Here is a 20,215-nt window from a genome sequence, read left to right as displayed (position 1 = left end):
TTCTACTCTCTCCCCTCATTAAATTTATTTTTATAATCTAAATACTCCTTTTTTCCATCTTTATCATTATCTTGTTTATGCGCAAAGCCAACAGCATAACTATCTTCAAATGATAACAACTGATTCTGAACTTTCTTTTTATACTTGATATCCAAACTCATATCTACAATTTCATTAGGTTTATTAGGTGAATTTAGCTTCATTTCTAGTTCTGCTGATATAAATTCATCATAATCCAAGTGTAGTTTCGGTTTCACAATTTTATCAAATTGTTGTTTATTAAACTTAAACGTGACCAGTACAGGCTCATCCATTCCTCTTCTTGTATCTTCAGGTGTAACTTTCGCAAGCCCTTTTAAATCTGTAAAAAAGAAAGTAACTAAAGAGGCGTCTAAATTAGGTGTAGCAAGCTGAATGTTCTTATTGGAATAACTTATGTTTGTTGTATACACATTTTTCTCTTTTTTATCCGTTACATCACTTATATGTCCTCCAGAGTAATGCATTGTGTACGTACTCTTAGACTGTGAAGTTACACCATAAAATGAATGATCCCTTATCGAAAAAATTCCTTCCGTGACTTGGTCTATTCTTTCTTCATCCTTCTTCTTTTCATCCCTCTTCTCTCCCACCTTCGGATACTCTAGAATTCTATAAACACCTACTGACACATAAGCATACCCATCATCACTTGCAGCCATCACAGTCTTCATATCACCTTCATCCAGTGCTTTGGCAATATCCTTATACTCAACCTTGCATCCTGTAAGCGTTAAGCATGTTCCTAGTAATACACTTATGAAACTCATTTTTACTCCTTTTTTCATACAGTCACCTCGTTCGTTACTCTTGGCATTTTCAATTTAGTTATGTTTCCTTTTACATAATAGTATACTTCATCTTTTCCTAAAGCTGGTTCGTTACTTACATACTTGATGCTGAAAATGCTTTGGTCGTTTAAAGGCATTGCGATGATTGCTGTTGTTAGTTTACTTCGCATTTTCATTGGCAATGCATCTCTGTTTCGGTCCATATATTCATGATGACCAGCAAAGATAAAGTAAATGCCTACTGCACGAGATAAATCTATTAAAGTTGCCGCTGCTGTGTCTTCGATGTAAACAAGTCGATTAAATTCTTCGACGTTTGCGATGATAATGAGTTGTTTTGTGAATGCTGGTACTTCTCTACCTTCTTGTCTTGCTTGTGATAATTCATTGGATCGTTCGCGAATAGTTTCTATCCAATGCTTGAGATGAGTATTCACATCATTTTCTACTACGATGTAGTGGCTTACACTCTCTTTATATTGAATAAATCCGTAGTCGCTCGTGTCTACTAACGTTACACTTTCAAAGTAGTCTTTATTTGTTTGAGAAATGATACTTGATACGACTTGTTTTCTTATACTATCGTCTACACCATAAATCATTAAGTGGTCATTTACCGCACTATCATGGGCAACGACTTCCACCTCTTTAAAGTCAAGACCCATTGGAATTTGTCCAAGTTGTAATGCTTGTTTCACTTGTTTATGGTTACGATATGTCATTAAATCAATTACTTCTGGCATCATTGGAATTGCTTTTGGACGCTCTCCTTGCCATGCTTCATCCATTTCATGTGCTTCTTGTTGCAGTAATTGAATTTGTTGCAGTGCATCTTCTGCTGTTGTTGGTAATGCTGCTTGGAATAATGTAGGATGTTCCAGTTTTATCATTGCACGGCCTGTAACTTCTTCGATCCTAATATCAGATCGTCCTACAATATTTGATACTTCAGTATGATCAATCATGTACAGACAAGGTTGTAATTTAATATTATTGTATAATTGAATACGTAGTGCATTTTGTCTTCCAGCACTAATCAATGCATGAATTCCTACGCTTGCACCTTCTCTGACAACTTGCATCATAAGCGTTTCAAATTGTTCATAAAATCTAGCTTCTTTTACTGCATCGTAATTATCAATTGTTACAATGATATTCGGAACTTTGTTTCCACTAGCTTTTTCATACATTTCTAAACTTGCTACGTCATATTGACTTAGCATGCGCTTACGAATTTTCATTTCTTGATTTAATCGTTCTACTAATTTCAAGCATTTTTCTGTTTCGTCAATTGTAATTGTATCCGCCACATGAGGTAATCCTTTTAATGGTAACAGACCATTTGTACCAAGATCGATTAAATACACATGCAAATGCTCCGGACTATGCTGACGCACCATATCCATAATGACTGTTTGTAAGAAAGTTGATTTTCCGTATCCTGGACTTGAGAAGACTGCAACGTGACCATCTTTACTTATGTCTAATGTAAGAGGTGTTTGCGCTTGTAGTTCAGGCTGATCTAGTAAACCAACTGTTGCTCGTAATGGTTTCTTTTCATCTGTCCATGCTTCCTTAAAGTTTACTAGATGTAAGTCTTGCAGGAACATTCTCTCTGGAAGCGGTGGTAACCATGGTCTTGGTAATGCTTCAATTCGGTTTTCTTCTGTGTAATCATGAATGTAATTGATAACCGCATCAAGTTCAGTTGGTACAGTTGTGATTTCTGTTTTATTTCCGAGTCCACTCAAGTCCTCACTCAAAATCTCATACTGCCCAAGCGCATTGATTGCATAAACAGTCGTATCTAGCTGTTCTTGATCATCTTTGTCTTCAATATAATCCGCCCCGCTCCATGCACTTTGGAACAGTTCATAAATTTCGTTATTTCCGACTTGTAAGTACGCTCGCCCTGGCAGTGTAATTTCTGCAGCGTCTGGTGTTTTTAAGATTTCATTACTGTCAGATGCGTTTTGTACTTTTAGTGCTAATTTGAATTTAGAGTTACTCCAAATTTGATCATTTACGACCCCGCTCGGTTTTTGCGTTGCTAGGATTAAGTGAATTCCTAGGGAACGACCGATACGTGCTGTTGATACTAATTCCTTCATAAAGTCAGGTTGCTCTGCTTTTAATTCCGCGAATTCATCCGAAATTAAGAATAGGTGCGGCATTGCTTCTGTCACTTTGCCTTGTTTGTATAGCTTTTGATATTGGTTAATATGGTTTACATCGTGTTCGCCAAATAAGCGTTGACGTTTTTGTAATTCTGCTTTAATCGATGCAAGGGCACGCATACTTTGGGCGCCGTCTAAGTTCGTAATTGTTCCTAATAAATGCGGTAAATCCTTGAATAAGTTCGCCATTCCTCCGCCCTTATAGTCGATAAGTAGGAATGCTACTTCATACGGATGGAAGTTCACCGCAAGAGATAGAATGTACGATTGAATAATTTCTGATTTACCAGATCCTGTTGTACCTGCGACTAATCCGTGCGGTCCGTGCGCTTTTTCGTGTAAGTTCAAGTTTACGATGTCATCTTTACCGCGTAAGCCAAGTGGTACAGCTAAGCTCTTAAATGTTTCATTTTTCGCCCAGCGACCCTTAATGTTTAGTTCGTGAACTTTTTCAACACCGTACATTTCAAGGAATGTAACACTTTCTGGAATACTGTTTCTTAAGTTTTGCAAGTGATTCAGCGGTGCTAATGCACGAGAAATATCTTCTTTGTTGAAGCCATCTGGGAAGTGATCGAGCGTAAAGTGGCGATTTACTAATTCCCCTTTTTCTAACATGATGTTCCCGTTTTTCGCATCGCGAATATCTATAACTGTTTTTACATGTTCTGGTAAACTTTGCATAACATCTTCTACAAAGATGAGAGATACACCAAGTTCGCTTGGGTCTTCATTAAAGAATTCCATTACACTATGATCTAAAATTAGTTTTTCATCTGTAATCAATACAACGTAATGAGGTGCAAAATACACTTTTTCTTTGGAGTTGCCTTTCTCTTCCACAGCTAACTTACGTTCTTTCAAAATTTGATACAAACTGTTCAATACTTGATCACGGCTTCGGTCATGATAAACGAACCCGCGAACATTAATATCTCGTAAACTCGCATGCGGTAACCAACGCATCCAATCCCAATTTGCTTTTTCTTCTTCTGGGAAAATTGTAATGAATTGTAGATCATAATAACTATGAAACAGAGCTGTCTGCATAACGAGCATTTGCAGCTGTTCAATTACTAACTTTCGTTGTCCGATATAACCTACTGGACCGTTTACTAAATCTGTCACAACTGGTACATTCTTTAAACCCTTATATTGCGTACGTAAGTCCTTTGCAGCTTCTACTAATTCATCTTTGTTTTGTGTAAACTCTTCTTCGCTAAACTTAATCTCAAAACTAGAATCAACACGGCCCAATCCAACGCGATATGTTAAGAAGTCATGGTGTAACATTGTTTTTTCATAGACTTGAGAATCTATTTTTACTGCCATATCACGAATTTGTTCAATGTTTGGATAGTGATAATCCAGAGCATGCCTTTGTTCTTCACTTGCAGCATACAATTCTTGCGTTTTCTGCTTCAAATAATTTTGATAACTTTCGTTCCGCTCTTTCATTTCAATTTTGTATTTCTTTAAATTCTTTATATACGTGGTTAATGAAATAATTACCGTTACCACTGTCATCCCTAGTGATGCGAGAATAAAAATTCCGCGCGGCTGAAAGAGTGCCACTACTACAGTCAACACAATCATCACAATTGGCGGTACGATCATCTGCGCCAGTTGTTCAGTTGGTTTTGACGGTAGGTGAGATGGCTTTCCAATCGTTATCTGTTCCTCTGGCTCACGATAAATAATGCGCGGGGAACGATGATAATTCGGATATTCTTCACCAAAATCATTATCAGCTTCCATTAAACGTGTTAATTTTGATATAACGCGATTAGATGAGGCTAATATTTGAATATCTTCTTTCCCAACTTTGATTGTTATACCGTCAAAATAAAGTTGATCGCCCGGTTCAAGCACTTCCTCACCAGTAATACGGAAAAGATTGTGATATACATAGCCGTCATTGACAACGACCTTAAAACGATCTCCTAATGTTTCACGGATAAACAGCAAGTTAGCTTTCATATTCTTAATCATCACATCATCGCGATCTGTTGCGCCAAACGAAATACTATATTTGGACGCTGTATCATACACATACTCTTCTCCTGATTCCGTCAAGTAAAAGTGCATTTGTTTCTCTTTCGTGATATCTATTGTCACATGTTCATTTACACGTAAGGCTTCATTCTCAATGTTCCATACTTCGCCATCCCACTTCACCACTACACGCGTTTCTAAGTCCGCGTATGTAACAGTATCGGACCATTCGTTACCGATTGTGACTGAATCGCGCTTTTCCGGATTAAGATGACATTTATGCAGTTGATTGCCGTAACTAATTGTTAGTAGTTGTACCATCTCTATCTCCCGTTTCTTGTATTTTTATTTCGTATAATGCTTAGTTCGCTTTATTTCCTGATGGATTTTTATTTGATAAGTCACCTGAGGAATCTGTATTGTATTTCTTTTGGTATTCTTCCAATTCTTTCTGATATTTCTGTACTTTTTCTTCACGCGCCGAGCCAGTTAATTTTGGATTGTTTTTCACTTGTTCGATTTGTTTAATTAATCCGTACATAATCAATTGCGGATCATCAATATATTTCGCAAGATCTAAAGACTTCGAGAAATCCCCGCGCCCGTTGTAAATCCAATATAGTAAATAATTTTTATCACTTTTTAGACTCACATTCTTCATAATTGCTGCTTTTTGATCATCTGTTAATTTTTCTGCTTTCACATATGAAGAAGCTAAAACATACTTAGAGGCATCTGGTAGTTTCTCAGGATCTTGCTCCTTTAAAGTGTTAATTACTTTATCGTAGTCTGTCGCTAAGAAATTTTTATCTGCTTCTAACAATTTATTTTGATACGGCATTTTCACAAAGCTGAAATAGCCAAGCGGTACAGCAAGAACAATCGAAGCAACAATCATCGAAATGGATAATCGTTTAAATAAACGGAATCGTTTTTTCGGCACAAGCTGCATATTTTTCTCTGTTGTCGTTTGTTCTCTTCTATAATGATCATTTAACAACTTTATAAGATCATTAAACGTACTAGCATCAACAACACTACGATCAAACGCTGTATCCTTCGCATTTTCCAATGAACCAGAATATAACTCATCAAAACTATATTTCTTCGAGAATAGCGCAACAACTAAACATTTATACTGGCGTAAAAATTTCGCATCATCTAAGCGATACGGTGGTACGATATCACGAATACCACGATAAACAAGATATGGCATATAATTGTCATCGAATACGATATTGTCTGGATGAAGGAAGAAAGTTTTTCGAGTTTGTAAACACTCTTGAAAGCGAGCAACATTAAGCAATAGTCGTAATTTATCGTTTTTACCTAGTTTTTGTACATCTTGCCATTCCCTTGTATATTCCTTAACGTCGAATTCAAATGTAAACATATCTTCATGATCTTCTACTGTAGCTGGTACAAAGAAATTAGATTTTTCCGTGATTAACTCCAGTTGCCGTATGTCCTTAACACGCGTCTGTGATTTCGATAACTTCAATTTCCGTACATGTTCAGTCGTTTCAAATAGATACTGCATCGAATCTAGCTGAATCGTTCTTTCTGTCATAGTCCTTTACTCCTCTTTGTCATGTTCTTTTCTATATGAGTCCATTTTGTTTTTTCAACATATAAGTCGCTGCTATGTAGAAGTGACCTGCTTTTTCTTTCTATCTTTGTTTTGACCTTTGCACGTGGCAAGAACAGGCACTGACCGCTTCTACGCACGGTCAGTTGCTCTTGTCCACCCAAACGAAAGGATTTTATATCAGTTTTTCAACTTACATTCCTATATAAATCTATTTTGTTTTTTCAACACATAAGTCACTGTTATGCAAAACAAAACCTGACCTGCTCTCGCCTTCTACCTTTGTTTTAAACCTCGCACGTGGCAGAAACAGGCCCTGACCGATTCTACGCACGTCTAGTTGCTCTCGCCCATCTATAAAGAAAGGGGTTTTTATGTTTCTACAAAACTTTTAATATATCCCCGTCTGTTATCTGATAATCAATTAATCGATCATCATCAGTTAGTAACAGTCCTTTATTAACAACCTTAACAGCGCAGCGAGAAACTTCCATCACATCAAGCTTCAGCGCCTCAGCAATGTTCATAAGCAGCTGCTTGATGGGCTGATGGGTAGGGATGCGCAGATCATATAATCTGCCATCCCCTTTATTAAAGTCAATTGTGACATTAATATGTGTTTGTCCTGCCATACGTTCTTCTCCCTTACCGCCAAATTTTCCGTATTACAACATAAATGCCGCAGCAAATTGCTAATACTACAGCAGCTAGGATTCCTATCATTTGCTTACTAATAGGATCCGTTTCTTGTTGATTCTTGTTTTGGCTAGCGTTAACAGCGGTGCTAACCGTATAATCTTGAGCAAACAATCTGTTCTGTTTATCCTTCACAGTTGTATCCTTCTTGTTTGATGTCACAAATAATGAGTCATTTAAGTATTTCGTGTCGCCCTCTATTTGTTTTTGCTTCTCTTTAATTGCATCTTTTGTTTGTTCTTTAAACAAGCCTGGTGCATATTTATCGAGTTCAGTTTCTTGGTTTTCCTTTTGTTCCTTTTCAATTTTTTCCTGGTTCGTCTGTTCAACACGATCAGTTTTCAAATCCATCTTCCCGTTATGTTCAAGATAGCTATCCGTCTCAGCGTGAATGGACACCGGTGTAAGAATAAGCAACAAAAAAGCAGTAATGAAACTAGCTCGTATGAGAATCAGCTTCATGTTCATCCCCTTCTTCTTCCCGGTATTTGTGTATGACAAACAAGTTTGCCACAAGGCCAATAACAGCAACTGCAATTAAACCATACATAATAGTCAGCCAATCTGCTCGGTCGTTTGTAAAACCAGTGATCATACTCTCAATATATTGAAGTGGCGAAAATTCACGTATTTTAGCAGCAGTCGACATTTTATCAAGATTCAATCCAACTGCATCTGTCAGGAACAGATACAGGCTAAATGTAGCTAGTAGAATGAACATTCCAATCATCTTCATTTGGCGTAATAAGTAGCCTGAAATGAGAACCAGCACTAACATAATGATGGTAAAAATGCTGATCCATACTAAGAATTTCGCATGACCAATTTTCAATAAATAGCCTGAAATACCGCCAATTAGAATCCCTTCCACAATTCCAATACCAACTTGAACAGTCGTAGTTGGTACGTTTTTCAGTACCAATGACAACTCTTCCTCAAAAGCACTTTCTTCTATGCGCTTTCTTTCTTGGTTTGAAATGACATAAGCTGTAAATAGAGAAACAATAAAGCAAATGAGCACTAATAAATATGGCGTAAACGCATCTGCAGCTACAACAACACCATCATTTTTCGTTTGCACTGGATTTGCAAGGAAGCTATATAAGTTTTCATTTTGTCGTTCGCCAACACGGCTATTCGCGAGAACTTTTGTGAAGTTTTTCGAGAAATCCTTATCGTCAAGCACTTTCTTACTAAGATCGATCGAAAGCGATGTTGCCTGATTCACTAATCTATTTCCACTATCTTGAATCGTTTTCGCTTGGTTATCGATATTATCAAAAGTTTTATACACATCGTCAGCTGATATTAAGTTACCCTTCGATTGATCAGCCAGTGTTTGACTTTGTGCAAAAATAGACTTGAATGCCCCGTCTAACGCAAGTGTCGCCGTTTGCTCACCATCGCTATTTGTCACAACTTTTCCTTGCTGTTCAACTAGCTTACGGCTTGTTTCACGCCATGTTGTTAAATCTTTTAGCGCTTGCGTAAGATTCGTATTCATCACATTCGCTTGGTCAGTTGTCTTCGTAAGTACCTCTGTTAAGTCTGCAGATTTTTTATTTGCTTCCTCAACCAATGTCATATAATTATCTACTTCGGTTTTCAACTTTAGCGTTTCTTGCTTTACCTCTTCTGTCGTTTGCTTTGCAACATATCCTGCTAGTATGTCAAGCATATCGCGTTTGTTGAACAAGCAATATAATGAATCTGGATGTGGTTCAGCTAGATCCGCAAGTGATTTTTCATGAAAACCTTCCGGTAAATCGGCTGATGCATCAATACCATAATACAAGTCATACAATTTAGATAGTTTTTGATAATTTTTAATCGTATCTTCGGCCGCTTGTATAAGTTTATTAGTCGCATTCTGATCCTGATTCTTATCTAACGGTGACATAACTTGGTGAGTGATGTAATTGTTATTTACAGGCTTCCATTCATCATCTGTACCCGTTCCTTCATCTTTTTTAGTAGGAGGCGGGTCTGTTTGTGTCTCGCCGTTATTTTTTCCTGGCTGATTACCACCATTTTGCGTTTGACTGTCACCACTTTGAGTTTGACCGTCACTTCCTCCTGTCTGGCTACCACCGTCGCTTTTCTCTGCCTTCTTCAAAGGCTTCTGATTTATAATCGCGCGTGATTGACTTAAGATAGGTGGTTCAAGTGGTGTTGGTTTTATGACAGATGATGATTGATCTAGGACATTATCCGTGTCCTCTTGTATCAAATTCCAACTCCAAGTTACAGGTTCAAAGACAGAAATATTACTGTTAACGTCTTTTAAACGTAATGTCACCTTGATTTGGAAATCGCCTTTGTCTGTAGCTGGTAAAACAATTTTTTTATTTTCAAGGTACTTGTCAGTGTAATCTTCTTCTTTTCCGATAGTCAGTTTCACACTTGTCACTTCATAAGTGTCTGGTACATTTAATGTGATATATTGCCCTGCTTTTTTCGTAGCAGGTAGTACTGCTTTATCTGTTACTTCAACACCAGAATTTGCTAGCTTCTGCTTCACATCTTGTACCATATTCGCAAGCGGAATGCTATCCTCACCTCGATTAGGTGTATAAGGTTTTTCCTTATCCTTTTCCTTTTCCGATATATATATATTTGTGATATCAATGACATTTTCCAATTCTTTCTTAGTACCATCTGATAAACCGATATTTTGAATATCTTCTGTCCTTAATGACGGCAAATGGTCAATAAGCTCTTGGATTTTTTTATTCACACGATCATCTGGTTCGGCAAAGAATTTATTTAAATACACATCTTGTTTACCCTCAGGAGAATTTGAAATCTCCTCCTTCAGCTTTTCAGTTATTGATGTCTCAAGCTCTGACTCTAATTTTTTTTCCAAATCTGTGCTATAACTATGAATTTCAGCACTTCTATCATTCAAATTATTTTTAATTGAATCCGCTAAAAGCTTAGGATTATTTTCCGCTAACTGAAATTGATCATAGATTTCTTTATTCGCTAATTCTAAATTAGTAAGTCGCTGCAGTATATCTGTCGTATTCATCCCTTGGTCAAACTGAGTCAGCTGCGTCGCGAAGTCCTTTAAGACAAGGCCATTCGCTTCCTTCGTTTTATTGAAATCACCAAAGGTTGTCTGATATGTTTGATTGGATTTCATACCCTCATTTAAATTGTTGCCAAACCCGTTTAAAATCTCTTGTAACCCTTTAAAACTGCCTTTCGATACACCTGTTTGATCTTGCACACTTTTAAACTGCTGTGTGTAACCAGCTAGTGGGCTATGAACCTCATCATTGTACATATTGCTGTAAGTTTGTTCTTTTTTTACAAGAGTTGTAATGTTATCCTGTGCGTTTTGCAAGTTTCCAATAATACTAGCGAAATAAACATCGATAATTCGGCGGTTAAAATCTTCAAGAATTGAACTTGCTGTTTTTTCCGCTTCTGCTTTCACATCATTATTACCAGTTGCATTCACTTTGTAGTTAAGTGTCACTTTTTCCGGTGCATTCGACTCAATTGATAATGCTCTTTGTGAGAAATCGTTCGGAATAACGATCATCATATTATAAACGTTACGTGCTAGTCCGCTTTCCGCTACCCCGCGGCTAACTACATACCAATCATGGGTAGTATCTTTTTCAACACTCGTAATAAACTCATTACCAAATTCAATTTTTTTGCCACCCAGGTTTGCACCTTGATCTTCGTTAACTAGCGCAACCGTCATTTTTTGCGTGTCTTTATTATCCTTTCCTTTCTTCACTTGATTCAGTGCTAGAAAGGAGGTTCCGGCAGACAGCGCAAGCGTCAGTATAATAAAAAATACTACGCTCCATTTTATTTTTTTCACACATCACCACTCCTGCTAGTAAAACACTTCGTCTGTGTACTATTATTCGTTTACTTCTAGTGGTCGCGAAAACGGGTACTCCTCTTAATGACCAAGATAAAGTGAAACTTTCATCAATAGGAGCCTTCCTGTCCGTTCATGCGAGATCAATGCAAACAAACTTCAAGCTACCTTATACCTTTTTGCTGAACATTTATTTTTTAGTATAACCTCAAGGTAACATATTCCTTTTTTTTACAAACAACCTCAATAAGTAAGCCACGCAGCATTGCTGCGTGGCTCACTACTAAGAGAATTTACTCGCGCCCGTTAATATGTAAAGCATGAAAAATCCCCTCAACTAATAACATCACCGTAATTAGCTAAGTCCAAAATTACGAGATAATTCTTCATCATGACGAGCCACAGCATCTGCTGTATCTTTCAATTGTCTTTCGATGTCATGTAGTAATTGGGCAAAGTTTTTTACCTTTGGTGCTAAATCGATAAATTGTCGGTCAAAGCCTTCAAATGCACGACCTTCCCATTCTCCGCGTAAGTCGCTTTGTAAGCGTGTTAAATCACTTAGAATGTCCTCAATTTGATTACCACCGTTACCATAACGAGCTGCTTTTGATTTCAGCTCCTCTGGGCTCATACGAATTTGTCCAGCCATTAAATATTCCTCCTATCAATCTGCGAAAATTGTAAAATCAACTATAATTTTACTAATTCTATTATAACAATAGTCACAAAAGTAGAAAACCTTTTTTGTACATAAAATATCAAATATTGGTAAAATTTATTTATATTTGTAGAAACTATATAAATACAAATTAAAAATTCGACATAAAATCCCTCTTTTTTTAGGTGGGCGAGAGCATCTGGCCATGCATAGAAGCGGTCAGTGCCTATTTCTGCCACATACAAGGGTTAAAACAAAAGGAGAAAGCAAGTAGCGGTCATGTTGTATCCTGCATAGCAGCGACTTATATATCAAAAAACTAAAATAGATATATATTTCCACATAATAGCTTGCACAGTAATACTCTATCTATTCACCTTATAAGTAATCATTTCAATGAGTATGTAGAATATGGCAGAAGAATTCATCCTGTTGTTTCCTCATCTCACTGTTTTGTTTCCACGACATATTTCCCCCAATGATAATCATAGAAATTTCGTGCTGAATCGTAAACTAAATCACTTACAATAGTAAGTTTATATAATATTGTTACTTCATTGTTTTAAACAAACAATCTAGGAAATTATAGAATAAGGATGACTTCTCTTTTGTCGGTGATGTAAATAGGTTACACTTAATTTCTTTCTGCTTTGCACACGTTTTTGATACATAAGAAGTTGATTTTCATTCATAACTTCTATATATACTTGTAATGTATGGAGAATTTCTTGTTGAAGTGGTTGCAATAGTTTTTAAGTACGCATGGCCGTATATAACTAGCAAATATAGAAGTTTATTGTATTGTAGAGATTTTTTGCGTTTTAACATATTTCTAGGAAGTAAGAGTATAACTTATAACCTTTCTTGACCTTAATTTAGTAGGTTACATATTCCTTTTTTGGATTTCATTACCACCTCCTTCTTTCTTTTATTATACCATAAAACACCAAAAACAGAACATATATTCGTAATTTATTTAAAAATATTTTTACGGATATAGCGGCAATTTATCTCCACCTTGTCCTACACGCTTTGAAGATAGATTTTTCTTGCTCAGTTTCCGATAAAGTGAAACTTCCATCAGTGGGGGTTTTTTCATCCCCCACCTATCTTCTTTAGAAAAGCGGAAGCAGCCCGCCCAGAATTGTAGGACGTTGGAGCCCGCGACAGAGAGGCGCTTTTTGCCTCGTCCGAGGGGGCGAAACGACCGAAGATTCTAGCCGCTAGATCTGGACAATGCTTCCCTCTCAATCTTGAGGTAGGGGTCTTACTGCCCACGAATAGCGGGATAAATGAAAATTATATTGAGAACTATAGCCAAACAAAAAGAGACTTAATGAAAATTCATCAAGTCTCTTTTTTTCACTCTTCCCGATCACGGAAAACGAGGGAATTGTCCAAAGTCCGGACGGCGTTTTTCTTTAAACGCATCGCGGCCTTCTTTCGCTTCGTCTGTTGTGTAATATAGTAGCGTTGCATCGCCAGCTAGTTGCTGAATACCTGCAAGGCCATCTGTGTCTGCATTAAATGCAGCTTTTAAGAAGCGAAGTGCCATTGGGCTGTTTGCTAAAATTTCTTCTGCCCATTTCACAGTTTCTTCTTCTAGTTGTTCTAATGGTACAACTGTGTTAATTAAGCCCATATCAAGCGCTTCTTGTGCGTTGTATTGACGGCATAGGTACCAAATTTCGCGCGCTTTCTTATGACCAACCATACGAGCTAAATAACCAGCGCCGTATCCGCCGTCAAAGCTTCCTACTTTTGGACCTGTTTGGCCAAATACTGCGTTCTCTGCTGCGATTGTTAAATCACATACGATGTGAAGTACATGTCCGCCGCCGATTGCATAACCTGCTACCATTGCGATAACTGGTTTTGGAATTGCGCGAATTAAGCGTTGTAAATCTAATACGTTTAGACGTGGAATTTGATCGTCGCCAACGTATCCGCCATGACCGCGAACTTTTTGGTCACCGCCAGAACAGAATGCACGGCCACCTTCACCTGTTAAAATGATAACACCAACATTTTGATCATCGCGTGCATGTGCAAACGCATCGATTAACTCCATTACCGTTTTTGGCCGGAATGCATTATGTACTTCAGGACGGTTAATCGAAATCTTTGCGATTCCATTGTATGTGGAATAAATAATATCTTCATAATTTCCTTCTTTTACCCATTCAATCGTCATTTATTTCTACCTCCTTTTATGTTTTGTAAAAAGCCCCTTACTATTGTATCAAACTTTTGCGGTTGTTCCACATGAATTGCATGACCCGATCCAATAATTTGTACAAATTCAGCATGAGGGATCTGTTTTTTCATCTTTGTTAAGATGTGAAAGAACTTTTCATCATATTCTCCGCTCATAAGTAAGACAGGCATTTGCAAGTGTTCTAGTTCATTCCACCAAGATGGCTGCGCTCCTGTTCCCATGCCCCGTAAGCTATTTGCAAGGCCCCTGGGATGATTCGCTAATCTTTCTTCACGTACACGAGCTTGTACATGGAGAGGCAGCTTTTTTTGCATAGCAAAAAGCGGAATGTTTTCCCACTTTTCAACAAAAGCAGCAACGCCTTCTCGTTCAATCTTGTCAGCAAGCTGTTCATCCTTCTGTCTGCGCTCTTTACGTTCTTCTTCTGCTGTGAGTCCTGCTGTACAGTTTTCTAATAAAAGAGACGAGACACGCTTTGGATATAAACAAGCAAGTGTAAGCGCCAGGCGCCCTCCCATAGAATACCCTAATAGATGCGCTTTCTCGATTTGCAAATGATCAAGCACAGCAATGAGGTGCGCAGCTACCGTTTCTATGTGATAGTGCTGGATTTCTTCTGGACTTTCTGTATTACCATGTCCGATCAGATCAACTAAAATGACTTGAAACTGCTCGCTCCACACCGGAACAAACGAACGCCACGTTTCCATACTGCCGGTGAAGCCATGAAGGACAAGAAGCGGCTCACCGCTTCCAATCACTTCATATTCGTACGAAATACCATGTACGTTTACTTTCATTTCTCTTCACCTTGCAATGCTCGTGAAACAGTTGCTGCTGCCCTTTTCATAACGTCGCGGTGAAGCTGCAAGTTTTCTTCGCGATCTGTTTTTATTTCAATAACATGCAGTCCATCTTCTCTCGTTCCTTGCTCTACTTCATGACGAAACGCTTCCCACGTATGTACGCGCTGGAATGAACCGTTATACATCTTCACGACATGTTCATAATCAAGTCCGAGCGGCGTGCCAAATAGCGCTTCAAAATGTTCTTTTTGTCCATACTGTGGTAAAAATGAGAAAATACCGCCACCATCATTGTTTACAACAACAATCGTCGCATGTAAATCATGTAGTTTTGCCGCTAACAATCCGTTTAAATCATGGTAAAACGCTAAATCTCCCACGACTAATACGAGCGGCTTGCGAGCTACACTTACTCCAAGCGCCGTCGAAATAATGCCGTCAATACCGTTTACACCGCGATTGGCTACTACTTCAATGTTCTTCTCATTTGTGAAGAAAAACGTATCTGTGTCGCGAATCGGCATACTATTACTTACAAATAAAGTTGCATCTTCCGGCAAAACATCTACAAGTTCTGTAATTACCTTTCCTTCAAATGCGTGCTCATACCATTCCATTTCTGTAAGCTTCTCTTTTACTGCGGCATTCATATGTTGCCACATATGAAGCCACTCTCGTTCGCTTCGCTGCTTCGCATCATTTGCAAGCTGCTCACAAAATGTAGCGTCATTTGCATACACAACTTCTGTGGACATAAGCACCGGATCTCGCCAATTTCCAGATTCATCAACGACAATATGCAATGCCTCCGTTTGCTTTTTTAAATATTGCGTAAGTGCTTTAGAAACCGGCATACCACCGAAGCGAATAATCACATCTGGTTTCCAGTTATCACGAAGTTGTTCGTTACGTAAAAAAGTGTCATAGCAATCGATAATTGTCTCTTTATCGTGAAGACCGCTGCGCAGCCCAGAAAGCGGATCTGCAACAATCGGATAACCGTATGCTTTAGAAAAAGCCACGACAGCTTCTGCAATATTCGGATGACTATCATCTCCACATACAATAAGCCCCTTTTCCATATGCGAAAGGCGCTCTCGTAAAGATGCTGCATATTCGTCCGTCACTGCTATTTTCCCTTGATGAATGGTTGCGCCATATTCTCCGCGTCCTTTTTCCCATAATTCTTCTAAAGAAAAGTCCGGAATTAACGGCTCACGAAGCGGAAAGTTTAGATGAACAGGTCCTTTTGGCGTTTGCAACGCCCCAGCTACTGCTCGTCCGGCTGTCATCCGCGCATACCGATACATTGGTTCTACTGCTTCTGGAAGTGCCATTTCTATAAATTGTTTCACAAACGAACCGAACAAATGAAATTGATTCATCGCTTGCGGTGCACCAATATCTCGTAATTCATGCGGACGATCCGCTGTCAACACGAGAAGTGGGACGCGCGAATGAAATGCTTCGCATACAGCCGGATAATAGTTTGCTGCCGCTGTTCCTGACGTACATAACAAGGCGACAGGGCGTTTTTTTGCCTTCGCAATGCCAAGCGCAAAAAAGGCCGCTGATCTTTCATCTACGTGTAAATATGTGCGAATTTGTTCATGCTGCGCCATTAATAAGGCAAGCGGCGTTGACCGCGAACCCGGGCTAATGACAACATCCTCTACACTTAGGCGCGCCAATTCATCAACAAACGCGCCTAAGTAATATGATAGTGCTTCTATATGATCGCTCATCTAGATAGTCCCTCCAAAGCAGAAAGCATCGGCTTAAATTTCAATCTTGTTTCTTCATACTCCAAATGCGGCTTCGAATCTATGACAATACCGCAACCGGAAAATAATGAAGCATGTTTGCCAGACAATAACCCGCAGCGAAGTGCCACCGCAAACTCACCGTTTCCCTGCTCATCCATCCAGCCAATTGGCGCTCCGTATAAACCACGGTCTAATAGTTCTACTTCACGAATGAGTTTTAGTGCTTCTTCTCGCGGCGTCCCGCCAAGAGCTGGTGTTGGGTGAAGCTCTTCAATAATCGTTAACAAATCACCATTTCCGTTTGCCTCTACTGATGTATATAAATGAAGTAAATTTTTCGTCTTCAATACACTCGGTTCATATGGAATATCAACTGTTTCACAATGCTTTGTTAACACACTGCGAATCATGTTTACAACATAAGCATGCTCTGCTAAATTTTTCTTATCATGCAAAAGCTCGTATCCATTCTCTTTCGTTTCCTCTTCTGAAGCACCTCGTCCAATCGAACCGGCAAGACACATAGATGTATATGTTTCTCCCTCTTTGCGAAGAAGCCTCTCTGGCGTTGCTCCTAAGAAACATGTTCCTTTATAATCAAACGCAAATACGTAACAATCCGGTTGTCCAATACGAAGTGCTGCCAAAACAGAAGTCGAATCTACATCTTTATCCATAACAAGTTGCATTTCACGAGCTAACACAACTTTTTGAACAGCGCCTCGCTTCATTTCTTCCTGCACTTGTTTAATTGCTTGCAACCATTTCTCCGGTTCTACCTCTACTTTTGAAAGAATGGTTACATGTTCTTCTGCAAAGGGATGCTTACTTTGCTGCAACAATTGCTTCTCAGCACTTTGCAATTCCTCGTAAATCTTTTCCGCACAATCATTTCCAGATACGAAACGGTTTACCGTTAACCAAGCTTTTTCATTTTTTACCGTTAACAAAAAGGCTGGTAATTGCAACGTCGTATCGTCAAATGTCTTCCACAAGTCTGTTCTTTCTTTTCGCGGATCGAAGGAAAAACCACCAAACAAAAGCGGTCCTGTCCCAAATTCATAAGCACCGCGGTGAATTACCGCTTCTTCTCTCACCTTTGCCCACTCCCTGCGAGCATTTTGAAAGCGCTTTTTAGAAGAATTTGCTATAGTAAAAGCAGAACCTATTCCAGCGAAAATAACGTGCTGTGCTGGGTCTGCAAAGTAACATCTATCTCTATATCCAAATTGTGTTCCTGCTGCATAAAAAAGGAGTGGATCGACCCATTCCACTTGCTTTACAAAACTAACGAGTACTTGTCTCTCAGCTGCGCGCTGAATTGCAGTCAGAATCACATCTTTTACATCATGTTGTTTCGTTTGAATCACAAAATCTCCCCCCTATGGGCGAAAAATAGTCATAAATACGCTTGATTTTAAGATACACCTCAAATGAAAGGTGTGTCAATGTTTAGCATTTCTGAGAAAATCCGAGTACATTCCTAGAAAATAAACGTTGACACTATATGACGCTTTTCCTACACTTAATTGTGGGCTTTGCCCCGTGTTAGGACTCATTTTATTTTATACGATAGACAGATAGGAGGATTCCATATGGATGCAAAAGTTGAAATAAATCCCTCTTCCATGCAGCCAAAGCCAAGTAAACAAACAGGCTGGCGTATTTGGTGGAGCTTATTACGTCCTCATACATTAACTGCAGCCTTTGTGCCTGTTTTTATTGGAACAGCTTATGCGATGGAAGTTGAAGGTATTAACAAAATAAATGTGCCTCTTTTCCTTATCATGCTTCTTGCTTGCCTTCTCATACAAGCAGCAACAAACATGTTTAATGAATACTTTGATTACAAAAGAGGGCTCGATCATGAAGGATCTGTTGGAATTGGCGGTGCAATCGTTCGCGATGGGATTCAGCCAAAAACAGTATTGAGTTTAGCGTTCGGATTCTTTGGCATTGCAATTCTATTAGGAGTTTACATTTGTATGAACTCCAGTTGGTGGCTCGCAGCACTTGGTCTTGTATGTATGGCTGTTGCCTATTTATATACAGGCGGTCCAATTCCAATTGCTTATACACCTTTTGGTGAATTAACAGCGGGGCTATTTATGGGTGTTATTATTATTGGAATTTCATTCTTTATTCAAACCGGAATGGTAACATCAGAAGTTGTATTACTCTCCATTCCAAATGCAATTTTAATCGGAGCCATTCTACTTGCGAATAATATTCGCGATTTAGATGGCGACAAAGAAAACGGCAGAAGAACATTAGCTATTTTAGTTGGACGAAACAATGCAATTAGCATATTGGCATCTATGTTTATCATTTCTTATATATGGACGATTGCCCTTATTCTTGTCGGTATTGCCTCGCCATGGATGCTTGTAGTCTTTTTAAGTGTTCCAAAGGCATTTAAAGCAACGAAAGGTTTTATAGGAAAGAGCATTCCAATGGAAATGGCACCTGCGATGATTGCCACAGCAAAAACAAATACAATTTTTGGATTTTTAATGGGAATTGGGTTATTACTTGGATATTTCCTATAAAAAAGGCGCAAGTGTAGAAGCACTTGCGTTTTTTAGGTGCATTTATGTTGTATGTTGTCAAATCGTCTTCATCCCGCATGAACGAGCAGTAAGTGTTGAATTGGATTAAAGTTTAATAAAATCAAGGGGTTATCCCAAGATTTTGTGTTATTTTCATCAAACTTTATTTTAAATCCACACATGATTGTTTTCATTAACTATCTTCCTTTAAATAATGGTTGGGTCTTTTCTAGAAATGACTTAGTTCCTTCTCTGAAGTCCTCGGTGGACGCTATCAAACCAAAATAATCTGCACCGAGAAGTGCGGATTCTTCTAAAGTTAAATTACCTCCCCGATGAATTGCCTCCCAAGTCATTTTTACTGCGATAGGAGCCTGAGACAAAATTTCTAAAATAAGCGTTTCTACTTCTGATAATAATTTATCGGGTTCAACAATCCTATTAACCAGTCCTATTCTATAAGCTTCGTCTGCGCTTATCACGTTTCCGGTGAGCAATAGCTCTGTAGCACGCCCCTTACCTATAAGTCTGGGCAGTCTCGTAGTTCCTCCAAAACCAGCAACTGCTCCAATACGGACTTCTGGATGTCCTAATCTAGCATGATTAGCACAAACACGGAGCGTACAGGATTCAGCTAATTCCAGTCCGCCTCCTAGTGCGAAGCCGTTAATGGCAGCAACAACTACTTTTCCCAATGACTCAATTTTATTAGTAACTGTAACAGCTAACTGAGCTAAATCTCGTACTTCTAACGGAGTGGCTTTATTGAGAAACTGAATGTCAGCACCTGCGGAAAATGCCTTTTCTCCGGCACCGATGATTATCACTGCCTTTACACCTGAATCAGTTTTAACCCTGTCTAAGACGGACGAAAGTTGTTCAAGAACATCTCGGTTTAACGCATTTAGTGCTTCCGGTCTGTTTAGTGTAATTCTTGCGATACCATTTTCTTCAGTGTAGAGGACGACATTTTCATTTAACATTTTAATCCCTCCAATAGTTTAGTGTACCGACAAAAAAGATTGCTTATTGTTGTCACTCTTTTTATAGCATTAAGAGCAGGCTTTTACTGAGATGTCATCACC

13 protein-coding genes are annotated in these 20,215 nt (G+C 38.6%); 1 reads left to right on the top strand and 12 read right to left on the bottom strand.

The features are described from left to right. Positions 1-2 precede the first annotated feature (2 nt). The 11 genes from WAZ07_RS18270 to WAZ07_RS18220 all read right to left on the bottom strand — a co-directional run bounded on the left by WAZ07_RS18270 (position 3) and on the right by WAZ07_RS18220 (position 17,951). The gene (locus WAZ07_RS18270) at positions 3-827 is read right to left on the bottom strand and encodes a DUF3952 domain-containing protein (protein WP_336473578.1); all 825 of its coding nucleotides are present in this window, start codon (positions 825-827) and stop codon (positions 3-5) included. Continuing rightward, complete coding sequence (gene essC / locus WAZ07_RS18265) at positions 824-5,323, bottom strand: type VII secretion protein EssC (RefSeq protein ID WP_336473577.1); 4,500 nt, start codon at positions 5,321-5,323, stop codon at positions 824-826. Before essC ends, WAZ07_RS18270 begins: the two co-directional genes overlap by 4 nt. 40 nt (positions 5,324-5,363) lie before the next feature. Further along, a complete protein-coding gene (essB, locus tag WAZ07_RS18260; RefSeq protein WP_336473576.1) occupies positions 5,364-6,572 on the bottom strand; it encodes a type VII secretion protein EssB in 1,209 nt (402 codons plus the stop codon). 398 nt (positions 6,573-6,970) lie between these two features. Continuing rightward, complete coding sequence (locus WAZ07_RS18255) at positions 6,971-7,222, bottom strand: EsaB/YukD family protein (protein ID WP_336473575.1); 252 nt, start codon at positions 7,220-7,222, stop codon at positions 6,971-6,973. A gap of 13 nt (positions 7,223-7,235) precedes the next feature. Further along, complete coding sequence (gene essA / locus WAZ07_RS18250; protein ID WP_336473574.1) at positions 7,236-7,748, bottom strand: type VII secretion protein EssA; 513 nt, start codon at positions 7,746-7,748, stop codon at positions 7,236-7,238. After that, positions 7,723-11,127, bottom strand: coding sequence for a type VII secretion protein EsaA (esaA, locus tag WAZ07_RS18245; RefSeq protein ID WP_336473573.1), 3,405 nt, complete (start codon positions 11,125-11,127; stop codon positions 7,723-7,725). Before esaA ends, essA begins: the two co-directional genes overlap by 26 nt. A gap of 358 nt (positions 11,128-11,485) precedes the next feature. Continuing rightward, positions 11,486-11,782, bottom strand: a complete 297-nt coding sequence (locus WAZ07_RS18240; RefSeq protein WP_090919272.1) for a WXG100 family type VII secretion target — start codon at positions 11,780-11,782, stop codon at positions 11,486-11,488. 1,384 nt (positions 11,783-13,166) lie between these two features. Next, the gene (menB, locus tag WAZ07_RS18235; RefSeq protein WP_090919266.1) at positions 13,167-13,985 is read right to left on the bottom strand and encodes a 1,4-dihydroxy-2-naphthoyl-CoA synthase; all 819 of its coding nucleotides are present in this window, start codon (positions 13,983-13,985) and stop codon (positions 13,167-13,169) included. After that, positions 13,982-14,809, bottom strand: coding sequence for a 2-succinyl-6-hydroxy-2,4-cyclohexadiene-1-carboxylate synthase (gene menH, locus WAZ07_RS18230; RefSeq protein ID WP_336473572.1), 828 nt, complete (start codon positions 14,807-14,809; stop codon positions 13,982-13,984). Before menH ends, menB begins: the two co-directional genes overlap by 4 nt. After that, complete coding sequence (gene menD / locus WAZ07_RS18225) at positions 14,806-16,560, bottom strand: 2-succinyl-5-enolpyruvyl-6-hydroxy-3-cyclohexene-1-carboxylic-acid synthase (protein WP_336473571.1); 1,755 nt, start codon at positions 16,558-16,560, stop codon at positions 14,806-14,808. Before menD ends, menH begins: the two co-directional genes overlap by 4 nt. Further along, positions 16,557-17,951, bottom strand: coding sequence for an isochorismate synthase (locus tag WAZ07_RS18220; protein ID WP_336473570.1), 1,395 nt, complete (start codon positions 17,949-17,951; stop codon positions 16,557-16,559). The genes menD and WAZ07_RS18220 overlap by 4 nt, the downstream gene beginning before the upstream one ends. Positions 17,952-18,176: 225 nt before the next feature. On the opposite strand from WAZ07_RS18220, the gene WAZ07_RS18215 reads away from it, so the two are divergent. Next, positions 18,177-19,130 (top strand): 1,4-dihydroxy-2-naphthoate polyprenyltransferase, encoded by a 954-nt coding sequence (locus tag WAZ07_RS18215; RefSeq protein ID WP_336473569.1) that lies wholly within the window; start codon positions 18,177-18,179, stop codon positions 19,128-19,130. Positions 19,131-19,327: 197 nt separating this feature from the next. Here WAZ07_RS18215 and WAZ07_RS18210 read toward each other — a convergent pair whose 3' ends face one another. After that, on the bottom strand, positions 19,328-20,113 hold the full coding sequence (locus WAZ07_RS18210; RefSeq protein WP_336473568.1) for an enoyl-CoA hydratase/isomerase family protein: 786 nt from the start codon (positions 20,111-20,113) through the stop codon (positions 19,328-19,330). Between the last annotated feature and the right edge of the window lie 102 nt (positions 20,114-20,215).

The organism is Bacillus bruguierae (assembly GCF_037104725.1).
In the GTDB taxonomy this organism is placed as follows: Bacteria; Bacillota; Bacilli; order Bacillales; family Bacillaceae_G; genus Bacillus_A; species Bacillus_A bruguierae.
Note: the sequence above shows the minus strand (reverse complement) of the source record. Positions and strands in the feature narration are given on the sequence as shown.

Coding starts and splice junctions, on each gene's coding strand:
- WAZ07_RS18270 (WP_336473578.1), bottom strand. CDS start 827: ATGAAAAAAGGAGTAAAAATGAGTTTCATAAGTGTATTACTAGGAACA.
- essC (WP_336473577.1), bottom strand. CDS start 5,323: ATGGTACAACTACTAACAATTAGTTACGGCAATCAACTGCATAAATGT.
- essB (WP_336473576.1), bottom strand. CDS start 6,572: ATGACAGAAAGAACGATTCAGCTAGATTCGATGCAGTATCTATTTGAA.
- WAZ07_RS18255 (WP_336473575.1), bottom strand. CDS start 7,222: ATGGCAGGACAAACACATATTAATGTCACAATTGACTTTAATAAAGGG.
- essA (WP_336473574.1), bottom strand. CDS start 7,748: ATGAAGCTGATTCTCATACGAGCTAGTTTCATTACTGCTTTTTTGTTG.
- WAZ07_RS18240 (WP_090919272.1), bottom strand. CDS start 11,782: ATGGCTGGACAAATTCGTATGAGCCCAGAGGAGCTGAAATCAAAAGCA.
- menB (WP_090919266.1), bottom strand. CDS start 13,985: ATGACGATTGAATGGGTAAAAGAAGGAAATTATGAAGATATTATTTAT.
- menH (WP_336473572.1), bottom strand. CDS start 14,809: ATGAAAGTAAACGTACATGGTATTTCGTACGAATATGAAGTGATTGGA.
- menD (WP_336473571.1), bottom strand. CDS start 16,560: ATGAGCGATCATATAGAAGCACTATCATATTACTTAGGCGCGTTTGTT.
- WAZ07_RS18215 (WP_336473569.1), top strand. CDS start 18,177: ATGGATGCAAAAGTTGAAATAAATCCCTCTTCCATGCAGCCAAAGCCA.
- WAZ07_RS18210 (WP_336473568.1), bottom strand. CDS start 20,113: ATGTTAAATGAAAATGTCGTCCTCTACACTGAAGAAAATGGTATCGCA.